Here is a 15,370-nt window from a genome sequence, read left to right as displayed (position 1 = left end):
ACGGGGCCCCCTCGCCCCCCCACAAATCGCCGGGTGGGGGGCCGCGATCGCTGCCACACCCCGGCCTTTTTGTGTTTCAGCTCACACGTCTACACGCCAGCCCTCGAACGCCGCGAGCACCCGCGCCCGCGCCTCGATGACGGCCATGCGGGCAGACCTCTCGCCCTCATGGATGTGAGCCGTACTGGCGGTGCTCTGCCCGGGCCACTTGCGGTAGAGGAGACCCGTCTCCGCCGAGAACCAACCGCGGCTGGTCGCATCCAGCGCCATCAGGAGGCCAGTGTCCTCCGAAGCGGGGAGCGCCATCCAGCCGCCGAGTGCCAACACGAGGTCACGACGCGCGCAGAGCGTCGCCGGATGAACCTGGGCACGGAAGTCGTGCGCCTTCCAGTGCTCAAGCACCGCCCCGCGCGCGATCGGCCCCTCCGGAGGGTCCTGGTCGAACCCCACGGTCGAGCCGTCTGGGAGCAGGTCGAGCACCCGCGAGGTTGTCCAGCAGATGCCGGGACGCCGAAGGGCTGCCAGGTCGCGCGCCAGAACGCCCGCCGTGAGCATGTCGTCGGCGTCCAAAACCTTGACGAACTCTCCGACGGCCCGAGAGAGGGCCATGGTGCGCGCCACGCCGGCGCGTCCGTGCCTTCCCTGCCCAAAGCTCACGCGGATGTCATCTGGCACGTACGGGGCGACGTCACCCGTCTCCCCGTCCTCCTGGATGACCCACTGCCAATCCCAGCCCTCCGGCAACTGCTGAGCGACCAGCGACTTGTAGGCGTCCGGCAGGTACGAGGCAGACGGTCCGTGGACGGCCGTGATGACGGAGATGATCTGGGTCATGCTCACCACCTAGTCAGAGAAGTCATGAACACCATCTCGGTGCGGTTGCCGGGCAGCGTGACGTTGGAGACCTCGACCACCCTCCCGTCGGTACTGTGCGAGACCTTCCGGAGAATCAGCACCGAGACGCCGGCCTTGAGTCCCAGCTCCTCGGACTCCTCCACTGTCGGAGGGCGGGCCGTGACTCGCTCCTCGATGCGGTCCAGCTCGATGTCGAGCGTGTGCAGTTGGTTCTGGGTTCCGCCCGGCCAAGGCTCTTTGGTCGGGTCAAGCAGGTCCGGGTTGCCCTTGATCATGTCGTACACCAGGTACGACCGGGCGATGTTGAACGGCTCGTCCTCCTCGCGGTAGCGCGTGCGGTAGGTCCGTTCCAAGAGCCTGGTGCCCAACGGGATCTGAAAGGTCTCGGCCAGCTCCTCATCGGCGAGCATCTCGTCGTCGAAGACCGCGCTGAACACGAGATCCGACACAGCCAGCCCGGTGTCGTGCTCCGTCGCACCCGTCTGCCGACGAGCCTCCTCGGACTGCCGGGCCCTGTCCTTCTCCCACTGGTGGCGCTCATTGGTCCTCACAACCAGCTTGCGGGGCTTGCGCACGAAGTTCCCGCGCCCGTGGACCTTGTCCACGACACCTTCCGCTGCGAGTACGCCAAGGGCCTGACGAACTGTGTTGAGGCTCGTCTTGTAATGCGTCGTCAGGTCGGGAGTCTCGGTCGGCAGCCTGTCGCCGGGCTGCCATTCCCCCGCCTGGATGCGCGCGCGGATGTCGTCCGCAATTCGCTCGTACTTGGCCATACCGGGGCACACCGCCGTTCGCTCGAAGACCATGACAGCTTAAGTCCTCTCAAGCAGTTGACGCGAGGGCTGACGGACCCTCATAGTCTTCCCAAGTCCTCTAGAGGACCCCAGGAGGGGATCTCTAGAGCTTGGCAGGCCCATGCCTTGCGGCACTGGCCTGCGCAAACTGACAACTCAAGAGCGTGATCCACCACCGCAGTCCTTCCGTGACCACGCCGGTCGGGGTGAGTGGAGACCAGTCGGCAGAGAAGGGGCGCACGCCCTGACACCTCGGTCCGCCCTTAAGACGGCGGGCCGTGTATGGGACACGCAGCCGACTGAGAGGAGCTACTGGCCTCTCGAAAGAACGACGCGGCTGACATTGGCCGGCGACGACCTCCGGGAGGGATCTCCCCGGAGCGAGCCTGGACCGCGTCCACACGAGACCAACCCACTGCTTCACCAGTGACCACGGCCCTCGGCACCCCCTCGCATCCATGACTGCGGGGCCGGTGCCGGGGGTCGTGGCTACTCGTGTCGTTCGAGTGGCCCGGGCCCGCATGAGGCGGGCCGCCGCGCTCCGGCCAAGGAACGCGCGGCGGCCCTCGGGCCCACCCCCTACGAGAGAAGAGGTAGACCCGTGAAGGACATGGTTGCAGGCCAGACGGCCGCGACGAAGGACGAGCTCTCGGAGCTGGCGCTCGGTGTGGACTCCGAGCTGTTCGCCGGGGTGCCCGGTGAGAGCGAGGTCGAGCGCGCGGCCCGGATGGACGCCGCGAGCGACGTCCTGGCGGACCTGCGCCGGGAGGACCCGGAGTTGGCCGCCTACGCCGAGCGCTTGCTGAGCATGGCGCCGGTGCCGCTGCGGCGCCCGGCGGTCATCCGCCGCACGGCGACCGTCGAGCGGGTGGCCGCGTGACGGCCGGACTCGCGCTCACGGCGCTCACGCCTGCTCACCCCGCGCTCACGACGCGCTCTCCGCTCGCCGGGTGGTGGTCGCGGTGAAGGCGCCGATGAGCCAGGAACAGATCCGCTCGGCCGAGACGGCGTTGGCCGTGGGCACGTGGACGATCACGCTGGGCGCGGTCCTCTACAGCGTGCTCACGGTGACCCCACTGATGTCCGGTCACACCCCGAAGGGCTGGGGGTGGACGGCGCCGATCCTGCCGCTGGTCGTGGACGCGGCGGTGGTGATCGTGGTCCGCATGGACAGCACGCTGGCGCGCCTGGACGGCGACGGCGGCCGCTGGCCCGTCGTGCTGCGCTGGATGACCGGCGCCATGACGGTGCTGCTCAACGTGGGTCAGTCCGCCCTGGACCACGACAAAGTCGGGGTGGCAGTCCACGCGGTGGCACCGCTGCTGCTGATCGTCACAGCGGAGACCTCCCTCGCCTACCGGCGGGCGATCGCCACCGCGCTGGCCGCACGAGCGGCCCGTGAGCGCGATGAGCGGGCCGAGCGCGAGCGTCGTCAGGAGGAGCACCGGCAGCAGGAACGCGCGGACCGGATCGCGGAGTGGGAGCGGGCCGACAAGGCCGAGCGTGAGCGCCGTGAGCACGACGAGCGGGTGGCCGACAAGCAGCGTGAGCACGAGGAGAGCATGGCCCGCGAACAGCGGGACGAGCAGGCCCGCCGGGACGCCGCCGACCGCGACGAACGGCAGCGCTTGCAGGACGCCGAGCGGGTCGAGCGCGAACGCCGTGAGCGCGAGGTGAGCGAGCGTGAGCGCCGTGAGCGTGAGCGTGAGCAGGACGCCGGGCGGGAGATCGAGCGGCTCCGGGAGGAACTCCTCTCCGCGCCCGCCGTGGACGGGCGACTGCCCGAGGACCAGGCCCGGACGAAGGTCCAGGACTGCGTCGTGGCCCGCATCCCGCAGCGCCGGGCGGTCGATCTGACCGGCTGGTCCGCCGGCTGGGTCGCCACCCGCTACCAGGAACTGCGCTCCACCGAGCGCCCCGCCCTGCACGCCGTACCCGGCGCCGACGAAGAGACCACCGCGCCCCAGGAGCAGGCATCGTGACCACCAGCATCGAGACCACCACTGCCAGCGACCAGATCAACGCCGCCGCCGCCCTGCTGGCCATCCTCACCGCCCACACCGACCTGCCCACCCCCACGCCGGCGCTGCACCGGTTCCTCCAGCCCGGCACCGACATCCCGTGGGGTGCGTGGGGCGTGAAGCTGTCGCTGCACCGCGGCCTCGACACGTTCGAGCAGTGGCGCGAGGCCCTGGGTCTGGATCCCGCCACCACCGACAACGGCGAGTACGGCACCAGCCGATGGCTGACCGCCTACGGCATCAGCCACGGCGTCCCCGTCGAGGTGACCGGCTTCTACCCGTACGACGCGGACGACCTCAACTGATCTGCAATTGGGAGCCAGTCATGGCCAAGTACCTCAGCCCCTTGCGGCGCCTCGCCGACTTGCTCGGCGGCTACACCACCTTCACCTGTCCCGCCGCCGACTGTGACCTGGTCGTCCGCCTCCGTGGCACCACGGCCGGGGAGCGGCGCCGGTGGCAGGAGTTCGTCGCCGACCACCACCGCCACCGCAGCCCCCGCAAGGAGCGCCCGTGACCAGCACCGACCGTGCCGCCCGGTTCGCCGCCGTCTACGCGCTGCTGCGGTCGGCGGCGGACGTGGCCGACCACTGGGTCCAGACCGACCACCAGGCCTCGGCCAAGGGCCAGCACGACCACACCGACGGGCAGTCCAGCGCGGCCGGCCGCCGCGCCTGCGCCGCCCACGTCGCCGCCTACACCGCTACCCAGGGCGCCGTCCTGCTGGCCGGCGCCCGCCTGCTCGGCGTCCGCCTGCGGCCCGGCCCGGTGACCGCCGCGCTCGCCCTCAGCGCGGTCACGCACTACGTCGCCGACCGGCGCGAGCCGCTGCGGCGCCTGGCCGACGCCACCGGCAAGGGGAACTTCGTGCGCCTGGCCGACCACGGCATGAACGGCGCCTACGCCCTCGACCAGGCCTGGCACCACGCCGCCGAGACCATCGCCGCCCTCATCGCCTCTGCCTGACCTCACCTCAGGAGATGCCTGCCATGTCCGAGCAGATCATCCACAAGGACTCCGCCACCGGCCTGCCGGTTGGCACCGTCGCCGCGTTCCTCAACCTCAGTTCCGCCCTGGTCGCCCTCTACGCCGCCGGCACCAACAGCTACGGGAACCCCAAGGCCAGCTGGATCTGCCTGGGCTGCGGCAAGCACAGTCACATCGCCAAGGAGCTGGGCGCCAGCCGCATCGAGGCCAACGCCCACTCGGCCGAGTGCCGGGCGATCCCGTGGCCGCAGGCCGCCCTGGTCTGACCCGCGCATCGCTCGTGTCCCCGGGACGGCCGCGCAGCTTGCCGGCCAGAGCAGCCGTCCCGGGGCCCTTTCCACACCACAACGCAGTGAGGAAGGAACGCCATCATGTCCGACACCCTCGCGTCGGCACAGGCCGCTGCGGCTGTCGACGCTCCGATCCAGCCGCCCGCCGCCCCGGCGCCCGCGCCCAGCGGCAACCGCCGGAACACGGAGCCGCGGTTGGAGCACACCCGGGGTGGTCTGCCGGCCGTCCCGCTCGCGGTGACCACGGCGAACAGCGTGGTTGCTCTGGCGTCGGCCGCCGCGTTGATCTCCGGCCCGGTGGTCGCCCTCGCGGCCACCGCCGGAACGGTCGCGACCAGCGCGATCGCCAGCCGGGTGGCACGCCGGGCCGCCGCGAAGGCCGCCCAGCGCTCCGCCGGGACCACCAGGGGCACCGCCGCCCAGCGGGCCCCGCACCTGTCTCTCGTCAAATCGCCCGCCCCGCAGCGCGGTTCGGCCCCGACCGGCAGCCCGGGGCGGTCCCGTACGGCGGCCGGGACCGCCGGTCGCACGGGGTCCGGCCTGGTGGGCGTGCCGCGCCAGTCCCACACCGGTTCCGCTTCCGGCGGTTCGCCCGCCCGCCCCGGGGTGGCCTCGCTTCGGTCGCCGGGCGGAACGGCCGGGCGGAGCGGCGTGGCGCCGGTGCCGTCCGGTGCCCGCGGCTCCGGTACCGGCCGGGGCGGGGGCGTCGGGTCGGTGCTGAGGAAGGCGCCGGGTGCGGGCAAGGCGGCGCTGGGCCGTGTGGCCGCGCGGGCCGGTGAGGTGAAGGCGGTCCGGGCCGCAGACCGGAAGGCGATGCCCACGCGGTCCGAGCGCCGTGCCGGGCAGAGCGAGGCCCGCCGGAAGGTGGCCGATGCCCGCCGCGACGCCAAGGCCGCCGAGCGCGAACGCAAGGCCGGTCAGCGCGGGCGCCTCGGCCGGGCGGTGGCCAAGCCCGCCGCCGCCGTGCGGCGCACGCTGGACAGGGCCCGCGGCAAGGCCCGCACCGCCGCCGACCAGAGCGCCGAGCGCAAGGTGATGGACGCCCGCCGGGAGGCCCGCAAGGCCCCGGCGCGGCGCGAGGCCCGCAACCGGCTCCGCCGCTCCGCCGCCCGCTTCCACGGCCGGCGCCTGCTGGCCGCGCTGCTGGCCCTGCCGGTCGGCCTGATCGGCATGGTGACCACCCCGCTCGGCCGCAAGCTCGGCTGGAACTGGCTCATGTACCCCGGCCGCCGCCTCTACCGCCGCCTGGTCGGCAAGGCCGCCGACCAGCGGGCCGAGCGCGACGCCGCGATCCGCCAGGAACTCGCTGACGCCGAGCAGGCCGTGGACGAGGCCATCGACAACGACGACACCGGCGAGCAGGCCGTGGCCGACACTGTGCCGCGCGCCCCCAAGCACCACCAGCCCGCACACACCAACACCAGCCCGAGCGCCCTGGGAGGCGACATGGCCAAGACCGGTTCCGGCTTCGACTTCTCCGAGGTCGCCTCCGAGATGTACGGCTCGGCGATGAACTACGACCCGGACGGCATGATGCACGTCCTGGCCGCCTTCGAGGCCATGCCGGAGGGCCTGGAGTCCATCGCCAACACCTTCCGCGTCCTGGCGGAGCGCTCCGACGAGGAGTTCCCGCTCGACAAGGTCGTGGGCGAGGCCCTGAACGAGGTCTACACCCTGCTGATGACCGCCGTCAGCGCCTCCGAGGAGGTTGGCAAGGCCTTCCGTGGCGCCCACGAGGAGGACATCTCCCGCCACGAGAACCCCCGCAACGGCGAGGAGAAGTGGGACATCGTCAACAACCAGTAGCCCCAGCACCGAGAAGCAGCACCACCGGGCCGCCCCGCCACCTCGCGCGGGGCGGCCCGCCCCATCCCCACACCCACCCGCGTCGTCGCCGCCTGGAGTTGCCGTGAACCAGCCGCCCGAGCACACCCTGAACCTGACCAACGTCCCCAAGTCGAAGACCCGCAAGACCCCGAACCCGAAGACCACGTGGGTGCCGCCGCTGGACTGGGCCGCCACCCACGGCCCCGTCTCCGGCGCGATCTCGGCCGCCACCGGCGCGGGCGCGATGGCCCTGCTCGGCGCCGCCACCCACATGCCGCCCGGCATCCCGCTCGCCGTCGGCGCGGCCGGAGCACTCGGCCACGGCATCGGCGCCAGCATCCGGCGCCGCCTGACCGGCCGCACCATGGCCGGCCGGGCCGCGTCCTGGCTGCTCGCCGGAGGCTGGACCACCTGGGCCATCACCACCGGCCCGCTCACCTGGGCAGCGGCCGGCACGCTCGCCGCGCTCGGCGTCGGCATCGGCGCCATGGCCTCCAACGCCGCGATCCGCGAGGAAGCCGTCGAGCTGGAGCGCATGAGCGACGAGGCCCGCGCCGCCGTGCGGAAGATGAACGGGGAGCGCGAGGCCCTCGCGAAGGAGTGGGCCGAACGGATCCACCGCGTCACCGGCATCCAGGTCGCCGTGTTCGCGGTCGAGTTCTGGAAGACCGGCGCCGGGTTCTCCCTCGCCGCCGAACTCCCGGGCGGCTCCGCGACCTGGGACCGCATCGCCGCCGCCGCGCGCGCCCTGGCCACCGACGCCCGGCTGCCGCTCGGCTGCACCGTGTGGGTCGAGGAAGGCGACCGGCAGGGCCGCGTCGTCCTCGACATCGCCACCGTCAACGTCATGGCCAGCGAATACCCCTACCCGGACGACTACTCGGCCCTCTCCATCCTCACCGGCATCCCCTGGGGCCTGCTGCCCAACTCCGACCAGGCCCAGGTGCTGCTGCGCGAGGCGTGCGCGCTGATCCTCGGCCCGCCCGGGTCCGGCAAGTCCACCTTCGTGGACGTCGTCCTCGCCGGGTTCGCCCGCTGCGTGGACGTCGTCACCTGGGTGATCGACCTAAAGGCCGGCGCCGCCGGCATCCCGTGGATGCGCCCCTGGCTGGAAGCCCAGGGCCTCAAGGCCACCAAGGCCGGAGCCGACACGCCCCCGGCCGGCACCCGACCGGGCGTGGACTGGCTGGCCTCCACCCCGGGTGAGGCGCTTCGCATCATCCGGGCCGCACTGCGGATCAACGCGGCCCGCCAGCAGGGCTACCAGGACCTGATGGACGCCGAGAACACGACGCTGCTGCCCGTCTCGGCGAAGCTGCCGCAGATCATGGTCGTGGTGGACGAGGGCGCCGAGCTGCTGTCCGCCCCGTCCTTCACCGACCAGACCATGAAGGCCCTCCAGGAGGGTGTGAAGAAGGCGATGCGGACCACCCGCGCCATGGGGATCCGCTTCGTGCTCACCGCCGTAGACGGCAACGTCAGCGCGATCGGCGACACCGCGATCCGCAAGTTCTCCCCGGTCGGCGTCGCCCTGACCTCCGGCGAGTCGTCCGGGAACAACGTGAACAAGCTGTTCCCCAGTGCGAAGGTCGACACCCGCCAGCTCCGCGCCAAGGGCTGCGGCGTCATCGGCTCCGCCGGAGCCGACGGCTTCGCCCCCACCGGCTTCAAGGGCTGGAAGACCAGCCCCAGCATGGTCCGCGACGCCGTCCTCGCCACCAACGACCGCCGCCCCCGCCTCGACAAAATCTCCGAGGAAGCCGCCGGACTGGAGTACACCCACCGCTGGGACCCGGAGCGCGCCGGATGGCTCTGGGCGAACGCCACCGGCACCACCAACACCCCGGCCCCGACCGCCCAGACCGCACCGGCGCCCGCACCGGCCGGCGGCGGCCTGAACCTCTCCGCCCTCCGCGACCAGACCAGCGGCGGCGAGACCGGCAACGGCGGGGCCGAGGACGAGCTGGCGGAGGTCATCGCCTTCCCGAACGCCCGCCCGCAGGGCCTCAACCTCACCTCCCTGCGCAAGGACAGCGAGCCCGCCGCCGACCCCGCGCCGCAGCTGCTCGTGCGCGCCCACACGGCCATCACCGCCGACGGCGCGGACCGCATGTTCATCGCCGACCTCGCCACCGCGCTGAGCGCCGACGCCCAGACCCTCGGCGCCGAACTCAACGCCCTCCTGCGCGCCGTCGGCGTCGAGCGCCCCGGCGCCGGAACCGTCCGCATCGACGGCGCCAGCAAGGCTGGCTTCTACGCCCACACCCTCGAAGACGCCATCAAGCGCTACCGGCGGTGACCCAGCAGGCCCACACAGGGCCACACGCCGAGGCCCACACAGCCCCACACGCGCCCGTATGCCCCACACAGGCGCGTGTGGGCCTCTGACCTGCCTGTGTGGCCCGTATGGGCCACACAGGGCGCCCTACACAGCCCCGCTCCCAGGCTCCGAAACCGGGCCCGGGCCCACACGCCCGCTGCCGCGTGTGCCCCACACACGCCCGTGACTGTCCGTCACCACGACGTACGGAAAGGACCGCCTGCCATGGCCGTCACGATCAGCGTCACCATCCTGCTCGCCATCGTCGCCATCCTCCTCATCCGGGCCCGCCGCACCACCCTCGGCGCCGCCGTCATCGTCTGGCTGTCCGGCTTCACCACCGCCGGCACCGGCCTCGCCGACCCGGTGAACACCTTCCTCGCCGCCGTCCACCTGCGCGAGGCCCTCACCGCCGCCGCCAACCAGCGCCCCGCCGCCGCCCTCGCGGCTCTCATGCACATCGACCCCGAGTCCTGGACCGCGATCGAGCAGCGCGCCGCGTTGCTCGGCTCCGACCTGGTCGACCTGCTCGCCCACGCCGCCCGCACCGGAGGTACCCCGTGAGCACCACCAGCGACCTCATCACCGCCGTCGTCCTCATGGCCCCCGGCGCGATCCTCAGCGTCCCCGTCGTCCTCTCACAGCGCGGCGCCCGTGCCGACAGCGCCGCCGTCCAGCAGGCCCTGGCCGCCTCCGCCGCCGAACGCGCCGCCCGCACGGCCGCCCCCGAGACCGCCCCGCCCGACGGCGGCGAAGGCGCCCCCGCCCCCGACACCGACGCCCCGCTCCGGCTCGCCACGGTCCTGCCGTTCCCCAGCCGTGCGCGCCAAGCCGCCTGATCGGCCAGCTCGCCTGCCCCCATCGGATGGGCACCGTCAAGGGCTGCCCCCAAACGCGCCGTTGGCCTCGGCAACAAAGCTGCCGAGGCCAACGGTGAGGTCGGTGGATCAGTCGACCGGGAAGCCGTGGAAACCTGTGCCGTCCTGAACGACGAGGCTGATGCCCACGTTGGAGATCAGGTCCTGAAGGTCCTGGCTCGGCAGGCTGGGCAGCAGGATCGCCAGCTTCAGGCCCGGCTTCTTGATGTGCCGGCGGTAGTCCATGAGCTGGCCGATCGCCATCCGCACATCGTTGCGGCGGTTCTTGCCCTTGACCTCGTAGAGCACGTGCGCGGTCTTGTCGTACAGATCGGTCAGAAGGGCGCCGCGGCTGCCGGCGATCGTGATCTGGTACCGCAGGACTTCGTGGCCCTGCGCGGTCAGGAACGCCTTGTAGGCCTCGGAGAGCTTGCCCTCACGGCGCACGACGTCCTTGGGCTCAGCCGAGCCGTTGGCGGTCGTCTGATCGGTGGCGTGCTGTTCCGCCTCTACCAGCTCGGCACTGGTCTCGGCCGGCACCAGTTCGGCATCGTCCTTATCGGCTGCCGGAACGAAGTCCCTGACGAGGATCTCCGTCTGGGCTTCATCGACCGGACGCAGCCGGAATACCCACACCTGGCGGCGGTTGCCGTTCCTGTCGTTGTTCCACCGTTCGATCGCCGGCTTGATGCTGTCGACGATCATCTGCCCGACGTAGCGCTGCTGCTTGGCGTCCGTACCCGGTGTGATGCTGGGCTCGGACATGAACAGGTGCAGCTCACGGCCCATCTCGACGTGTTTCAGCACGGAGCCGTTGTAGCCAGTCAGGACCTGGTCACCGACGCTGCCGGTGCCGGTGTAGTGGAACAGCGGGCCCAGCTCATCGCTCTCGGCCCAGCCGTCGAAGGTGTAGCCGTGCTGCCCGCTCTCCTTCTTGTCGGAGAAGAGGAACACCTTCTTCGCCTCGTCCGCGGGCACGATCCCGCCCTGCAGAGAACCGCCGTAAGCCGCAGCAATCGCGGCACGCGTCGTCACGAGGCCCGGCTTCAGCGGAAGGTCATCGGTCGCCATGGCGGCCACCGTACGCGACCCCACCGACAGCGAACGACCGAGATTCCGAAGTCATCGGTCGCACGGCCCTCAGCCGTAGCGCCATCGGCCCGACCAGCACAAACCCCGCAGCAGCCGCCGAATCTTGGCAGAGAGACGGCCGCTGCGGGGCCCACCCAATCCCCTTTCGGAGATCAGAGGACACCAGCATGCCCGAGTTCGACCACTTCACGCTCGCCGTCGTGGACGACGACTACGACCAGCGGTATGGCGACAGCCGGTTCGGCGCCTACCTCAACGAGCACGCCGACCAGCTCGATGACAGCGACTGCCTGATCTCCGGGGCGGAGTTCGCCGCCCTCGTCTGGACCGTCGCCACCGCCCCGACTATGGCGCCCGGCTACGTGCTCACCCGCCCCGACCTGCTCGCCGTCACCGCCAGCCCCGCCGAGGACGACCCCGCCGACCTGGTCCTGCGCATCACCGTCCCCCTCCCGCACCGCGCGCTCGAAACCCGCCCCGGGCCGGGCCGGTGGCTGGACTGGGAGAACGACTGCTACCAGCGCGGCCCCTGGTCGGCCAAGGTCGAGCCGCTCCCCGGCCGTCAGCCGGTGCTCACCCTCACCGCCGACATCCTCCTGCCCATCCCCGCCAGCGAGTTGAGCACCCCGCCCGTGCCTCTGCCCCGCACGGAGCTGACCCGCACCGCCAAGCGCACGGTCGCCCGGCTCGCCGAGCACGTCAACACCCACGGCGGCCCGGCCGTCGCTGCACTGCTCGGGGGTGGCCGGTGACCACTCCCTCCACCAAGACGCTGCGGTCGTTCTCGTTCGGCGGGGGCGTGCAGTCCATGGCCGCCCTGGTCCTCGCCGCCGAGGGCGAGATCGACTACCCGGTGTTCCTGTTCTCCAACGTCGGCGACGACTCGGAGAACCCTGCCACGATCGCCTACGTCGACGCCATCGCCCGGCCGTACGCCGAAGCCCACGGCATCGAACTGGCCACCCTGCACCGGGTGATGGTCCGCTCGAAGGAGACCCGCACCCTCTACGGGGAGTTGACCCGCGAGGAGTCCCGGTCGCTGGGTATCCCGGTGCGGATGGCTAACGGGGCCCCTGGCACCCGGGCCTGCACCATGAACTACAAGATCAAGGTGATTGGTCGGGAGTTGAAGCGCCGCGGCGCCACCGCGGAGAACCCGGCCACGCTCGGCGTCGGCATCTCCGTGGACGAGATCGACCGCGCCAACAACCGCCGCTGCGAACCGCACGAGGTCATCGACTACCCGCTGCTGCAGCTCGGCCTGCGCCGCATGGACTGCATGCGCGTCATCCGCCAGGCCGGCCTGCCCGTGCCGCCCAAGTCGTCGTGCTGGTTCTGTCCGTTCAGGCGCCCTGAGACCTGGCACGAGATGCGTCGCTCGGAACCGGAACTGTTCGAGAAGGCTTGTCAGCTCGAAGACACCCTCAACGCCCGGCGCGAACGGCTCGGCAAGGACCACGTCTACCTCACCAGGTTCGGCCAGCCGTTGCGCGAGGCCATCCCGGACGGCGTCGACCCGCTTTTCGACCTCGACGACCTCACCGACGGGCTGTGCGACTCCGGGTGGTGCATGACATGACCCGCCGCACACCACCCCTCGGCGACACCGCAGGCCTGTGGAAGGCCGTCATCGCCGCCGCCGCGGGCCGCTGCCAGTGCCGCGGCACCTGCGGCACCAACCACGAGCACGACGGCGGGCGCTGCCCCGCCGTCCACGGCGCCTACCAAACCAAGCACGGCCGGGGCTGGGTGCGCCTGCTCGTGGCCCCGGCCGAGCCGGACGCCCTGCTGCTGCCCCGCACCGCATCGCCGCCCTGCCCAAACGGCAGCTGGCCGCCTGGTGCGAGCACTGCCACCAGGCCACCCGCCGCGCCGCCGGCCAGGCCCGCCAGGCGAGCACCCGGTCCGCTGAGCCGGACTCCCTCTTCGACCTCTGACCATCGGGAGGCTCCCGTGGCCATCAGGCCCGTGATCTGCCACGTCGCCGAGTGCGACGTCTGCGGCACCACCTACGGCTCCGACAGCGCCGACGAGTGCGTCGTCCACTCCACCACCCGCCAGGCCGCCGTCGAACTCGTCCACGCCGACCCCGAGTGGCTGGTCACCACCGACGGCCGCGTGATTTGCCTGCTCGCCGACCCGGCCCACCAGGCCGCCCTCGACGCGCTGATGCCGCCCGCCCCGGCCGTCGTCTGCGACGGGCAAATCGCCCTCGACTTCTGACACCCCACCACTACGGCCCGCACCCGGTACCTGCCCCGGGCGCGGGCCGCCCCCGCTCCGTCCGAGAGGAGCCCGCGTTGAGCACCGAGTACGCCCCGAACGTGATCCCGTTCCGCCCCGAGCCCGCCGAGGTAAAGACCGCCGAGCAGGCCGTCATCGGCGCCGCCCTGCTCGACCCCGCCCAAATCCCGGCGCTGGCCGCCCAGCTCGGCGACCCGAGCGCGTTCTACCACCCCGCGCACGAGACGATCTGGCGCGCCATCACCCGCATGGCCGGCGGCGAGCGACCGGTCGACCCGATGCTGCTGGCCGGCGTCCTGCGCGCCCAGGGCGACCTGGTCCGCATCGGCGGGCCCGGCTACCTGCACACCTGCATCGAGGCCACCCCCACCGCCGCGAACGGCGACTACTACGCCGAGATCGTGCGCCACGCCGCCGAGCGCCGCCGCATCGGCACCACCACTAGCCGCCTCGCCCACATGGCCGGCGACGACCAGACCGATCTGGAGGCCGTCCGCACCGCCGCCCTCGCCGCCCTCGCGGACCTCGCCGCCGGGGACACCTGGCTCGACCCCGTCCCGCTCGGCTCCTACGGCATCCTGCCCACTTTCCCCGTCAACGCGCTCCCCAAGTGGGTCGGCGCCTACGTCGAGGCGGTCGCGGAGTTCACCCAGACCCCGCCCGACGCGTCCGCCACCATGGCCCTCGCGGCCCTGTCGACCGCCGCCGGGGGCCGGGTGAACGTGGAGATCCGGCCCGGCTGGCGCGAGCAGTCCAACCTCTACCTGACCTGCGCGATGCCCCCGGCCAGCCGCAAGTCCGACGTCTTCGCCTTCACCATGGGCCCGGTCTACAAGGTCGAGGCCGAACTCCAGGCCGACGCCAGGGCCGCGATCATCGAGGCCGAGACCGCCAAGGACACCGCGCTGGCCGAGGTCGAGGCGCTCATGGCCAAGGCCCGCAAGAACCCCGACACCGACCGCGCCCAGCTCGTCGCGGAGATCTCCGCCGCGAAGATGCTCGCCGAGCAGATCGTGGTCCCGCCGAGCCCGCGGCTGACCCTGTCCGGGGACATCACCCCCGAGACCGTCACCCACCACCTCGGCGTGCACCGCTGCCTGGCCGCCCTCAGCCCCGAGGGCGACCTGTTCGACAGCATGGTCGGCCGCTACAGCAGCAAGCCCAACCTGGGCGTGTTCCTCCAAGCCCACAAGGGCGAACGCCTCCAGGCCGACCGCATCACCCGCGAGCAGCCCACCGCCGACAAGCCCGCCCTGACCATCGGCGTTACCCCGCAGCCCGCCGTCCTCCAGGAACTCGGCGCCGCCCCTGGCGCCCGCGACCGGGGCCTGCTCGCCCGCTTCCTGTACTCCCTGCCGCCTTCCAACCTCGGCTACCGCAAGGTCCGCACCGAGCCGATCCCTGACAAGGTGGCGAACGCCTACGACCGCAACCTGACCCGCCTGCTCCACGCCATGACCGACCTCGCCGAGCCGGTCACCGTGCTCATGGACCAGGCCGCCGACCTCGCCGTCGAGAAGCTCCAGGAGCGCGTGGAAATCCAGCTCCGCCCCGACCAGCCGCTCTCCCACATCAAGGACTGGGCCGGGAAGTTGGTCGGCCACATCGCCCGCATCGCCGTCCTGCTCCACCTTGCCGACCACATCGCCTCCGACCAGGACCACAGCGCCTGGCGCGCCGGCCTGGAGGCCGCCACCGTCGACCGCGCCGCCGAGATCGCGGACTACTACACGACCCACACCCTCGCCGTCTTCGACCTCATCGCCGCCGACCCCGCCACCGAGGACGCCCACGCCATCCTCCAGTGGCTCCAACGGCCGAAGAAGGACGGCACCCACCGCACCCACATCAAGGCCCACGACGCCGTCGCGTCGTCCCGGCGGTTCAAGAAGGTCGCCGACGTCGAACCCGCCCTGCACCTACTCGAACAGCACGGCTACCTCCGCTCCGACCAGACCGGCCCCACCGGCCAGCGAGGGCGCCCCCAGGCCGTCACCTACCGTGTCCACCCCGCTATCGGAACCCCCGTGGACGGAGCGGAAACCCGGTAACCGTCAGGGATGTCAGGACAAACCCCTGACCA

The 15,370-nt window shown here is 72.0% G+C and carries 17 protein-coding genes; 14 read left to right on the top strand and 3 right to left on the bottom strand.

All coding sequences use genetic code 11. The annotated features are described in order from the left end of the window. Positions 1–81 precede the first annotated feature (81 nt). Positions 82–834 (bottom strand): glycosyltransferase, encoded by a 753-nt coding sequence (locus tag ABZW30_RS29030; RefSeq protein WP_355674151.1) that lies wholly within the window; start codon positions 832–834, stop codon positions 82–84. A 2-nt stretch (positions 835–836) separates the two neighbouring features. Next, entirely contained in the window at positions 837–1,628 is a 792-nt protein-coding gene (locus ABZW30_RS29025) for a GntR family transcriptional regulator (protein ID WP_355674162.1), read from the bottom strand. A gap of 631 nt (positions 1,629–2,259) precedes the next feature. Between ABZW30_RS29025 and ABZW30_RS29020 the strand changes: the two genes are divergently transcribed. From ABZW30_RS29020 to ABZW30_RS28975, 10 genes are all read left to right on the top strand, one after another. Beyond that, the gene (locus ABZW30_RS29020; RefSeq protein ID WP_355674161.1) at positions 2,260–2,529 is read left to right on the top strand and encodes a hypothetical protein; all 270 of its coding nucleotides are present in this window, start codon (positions 2,260–2,262) and stop codon (positions 2,527–2,529) included. Positions 2,530–2,623: 94 nt separating this feature from the next. Then, a complete protein-coding gene (locus ABZW30_RS29015) occupies positions 2,624–3,631 on the top strand; it encodes a DUF2637 domain-containing protein (RefSeq protein ID WP_355674150.1) in 1,008 nt (335 codons plus the stop codon). Then, the gene (locus ABZW30_RS29010; RefSeq protein ID WP_355674149.1) at positions 3,628–3,975 is read left to right on the top strand and encodes a hypothetical protein; all 348 of its coding nucleotides are present in this window, start codon (positions 3,628–3,630) and stop codon (positions 3,973–3,975) included. Before ABZW30_RS29015 ends, ABZW30_RS29010 begins: the two co-directional genes overlap by 4 nt. Before the next feature lie 20 nt (positions 3,976–3,995). After that, positions 3,996–4,187, top strand: coding sequence for a hypothetical protein (locus ABZW30_RS29005; protein WP_355674148.1), 192 nt, complete (start codon positions 3,996–3,998; stop codon positions 4,185–4,187). After that, positions 4,184–4,636: a hypothetical protein gene (locus tag ABZW30_RS29000; protein ID WP_355674147.1), complete on the top strand. Its 453-nt coding sequence runs from the start codon at positions 4,184–4,186 to the stop codon at positions 4,634–4,636. The genes ABZW30_RS29005 and ABZW30_RS29000 overlap by 4 nt, the downstream gene beginning before the upstream one ends. 23 nt (positions 4,637–4,659) lie before the next feature. After that, positions 4,660–4,923: a hypothetical protein gene (locus ABZW30_RS28995; RefSeq protein ID WP_355674146.1), complete on the top strand. Its 264-nt coding sequence runs from the start codon at positions 4,660–4,662 to the stop codon at positions 4,921–4,923. Between the two features lie 105 nt (positions 4,924–5,028). Then, positions 5,029–6,753, top strand: coding sequence for a hypothetical protein (locus ABZW30_RS28990; RefSeq protein WP_355674145.1), 1,725 nt, complete (start codon positions 5,029–5,031; stop codon positions 6,751–6,753). Between the two features lie 103 nt (positions 6,754–6,856). Then, positions 6,857–9,073 carry a hypothetical protein gene (locus ABZW30_RS28985; RefSeq protein WP_355674144.1) on the top strand — a complete coding sequence of 739 codons (2,217 nt, stop codon included), beginning with the start codon at positions 6,857–6,859 and terminating at the stop codon, positions 9,071–9,073. A 246-nt stretch (positions 9,074–9,319) separates the two neighbouring features. Then, the gene (locus ABZW30_RS28980; protein WP_355674143.1) at positions 9,320–9,658 is read left to right on the top strand and encodes a hypothetical protein; all 339 of its coding nucleotides are present in this window, start codon (positions 9,320–9,322) and stop codon (positions 9,656–9,658) included. Then, positions 9,655–9,933 (top strand): hypothetical protein, encoded by a 279-nt coding sequence (locus tag ABZW30_RS28975; RefSeq protein WP_355674142.1) that lies wholly within the window; start codon positions 9,655–9,657, stop codon positions 9,931–9,933. Before ABZW30_RS28980 ends, ABZW30_RS28975 begins: the two co-directional genes overlap by 4 nt. 108 nt (positions 9,934–10,041) lie before the next feature. Here the strand turns inward: ABZW30_RS28975 and ABZW30_RS28970 are convergent, their stop codons facing one another. Continuing rightward, complete coding sequence (locus ABZW30_RS28970; protein ID WP_355674141.1) at positions 10,042–11,022, bottom strand: hypothetical protein; 981 nt, start codon at positions 11,020–11,022, stop codon at positions 10,042–10,044. Positions 11,023–11,210: 188 nt separating this feature from the next. Between ABZW30_RS28970 and ABZW30_RS28965 the strand changes: the two genes are divergently transcribed. From ABZW30_RS28965 to ABZW30_RS28950, 4 genes are all read left to right on the top strand, one after another. Continuing rightward, positions 11,211–11,795, top strand: a complete 585-nt coding sequence (locus tag ABZW30_RS28965) for a hypothetical protein (RefSeq protein ID WP_355674140.1) — start codon at positions 11,211–11,213, stop codon at positions 11,793–11,795. Continuing rightward, a complete protein-coding gene (locus ABZW30_RS28960; protein ID WP_355674139.1) occupies positions 11,792–12,622 on the top strand; it encodes a phosphoadenosine phosphosulfate reductase in 831 nt (276 codons plus the stop codon). The genes ABZW30_RS28965 and ABZW30_RS28960 overlap by 4 nt, the downstream gene beginning before the upstream one ends. Next, entirely contained in the window at positions 12,619–13,266 is a 648-nt protein-coding gene (locus ABZW30_RS28955; RefSeq protein ID WP_355674138.1) for a hypothetical protein, read from the top strand. The genes ABZW30_RS28960 and ABZW30_RS28955 overlap by 4 nt, the downstream gene beginning before the upstream one ends. A gap of 77 nt (positions 13,267–13,343) precedes the next feature. Then, positions 13,344–15,338, top strand: a complete 1,995-nt coding sequence (locus ABZW30_RS28950; RefSeq protein WP_355674137.1) for a DUF3987 domain-containing protein — start codon at positions 13,344–13,346, stop codon at positions 15,336–15,338. Positions 15,339–15,370 lie beyond the last annotated feature (32 nt).

This window comes from Kitasatospora sp. NPDC004669 (assembly GCF_040609455.1).
Taxonomy (GTDB): Bacteria; Actinomycetota; Actinomycetes; order Streptomycetales; family Streptomycetaceae; genus Kitasatospora.
The sequence above is the reverse complement of the archived record's forward strand: the minus strand, read 5'-3'. Positions and strand labels throughout refer to the sequence as shown.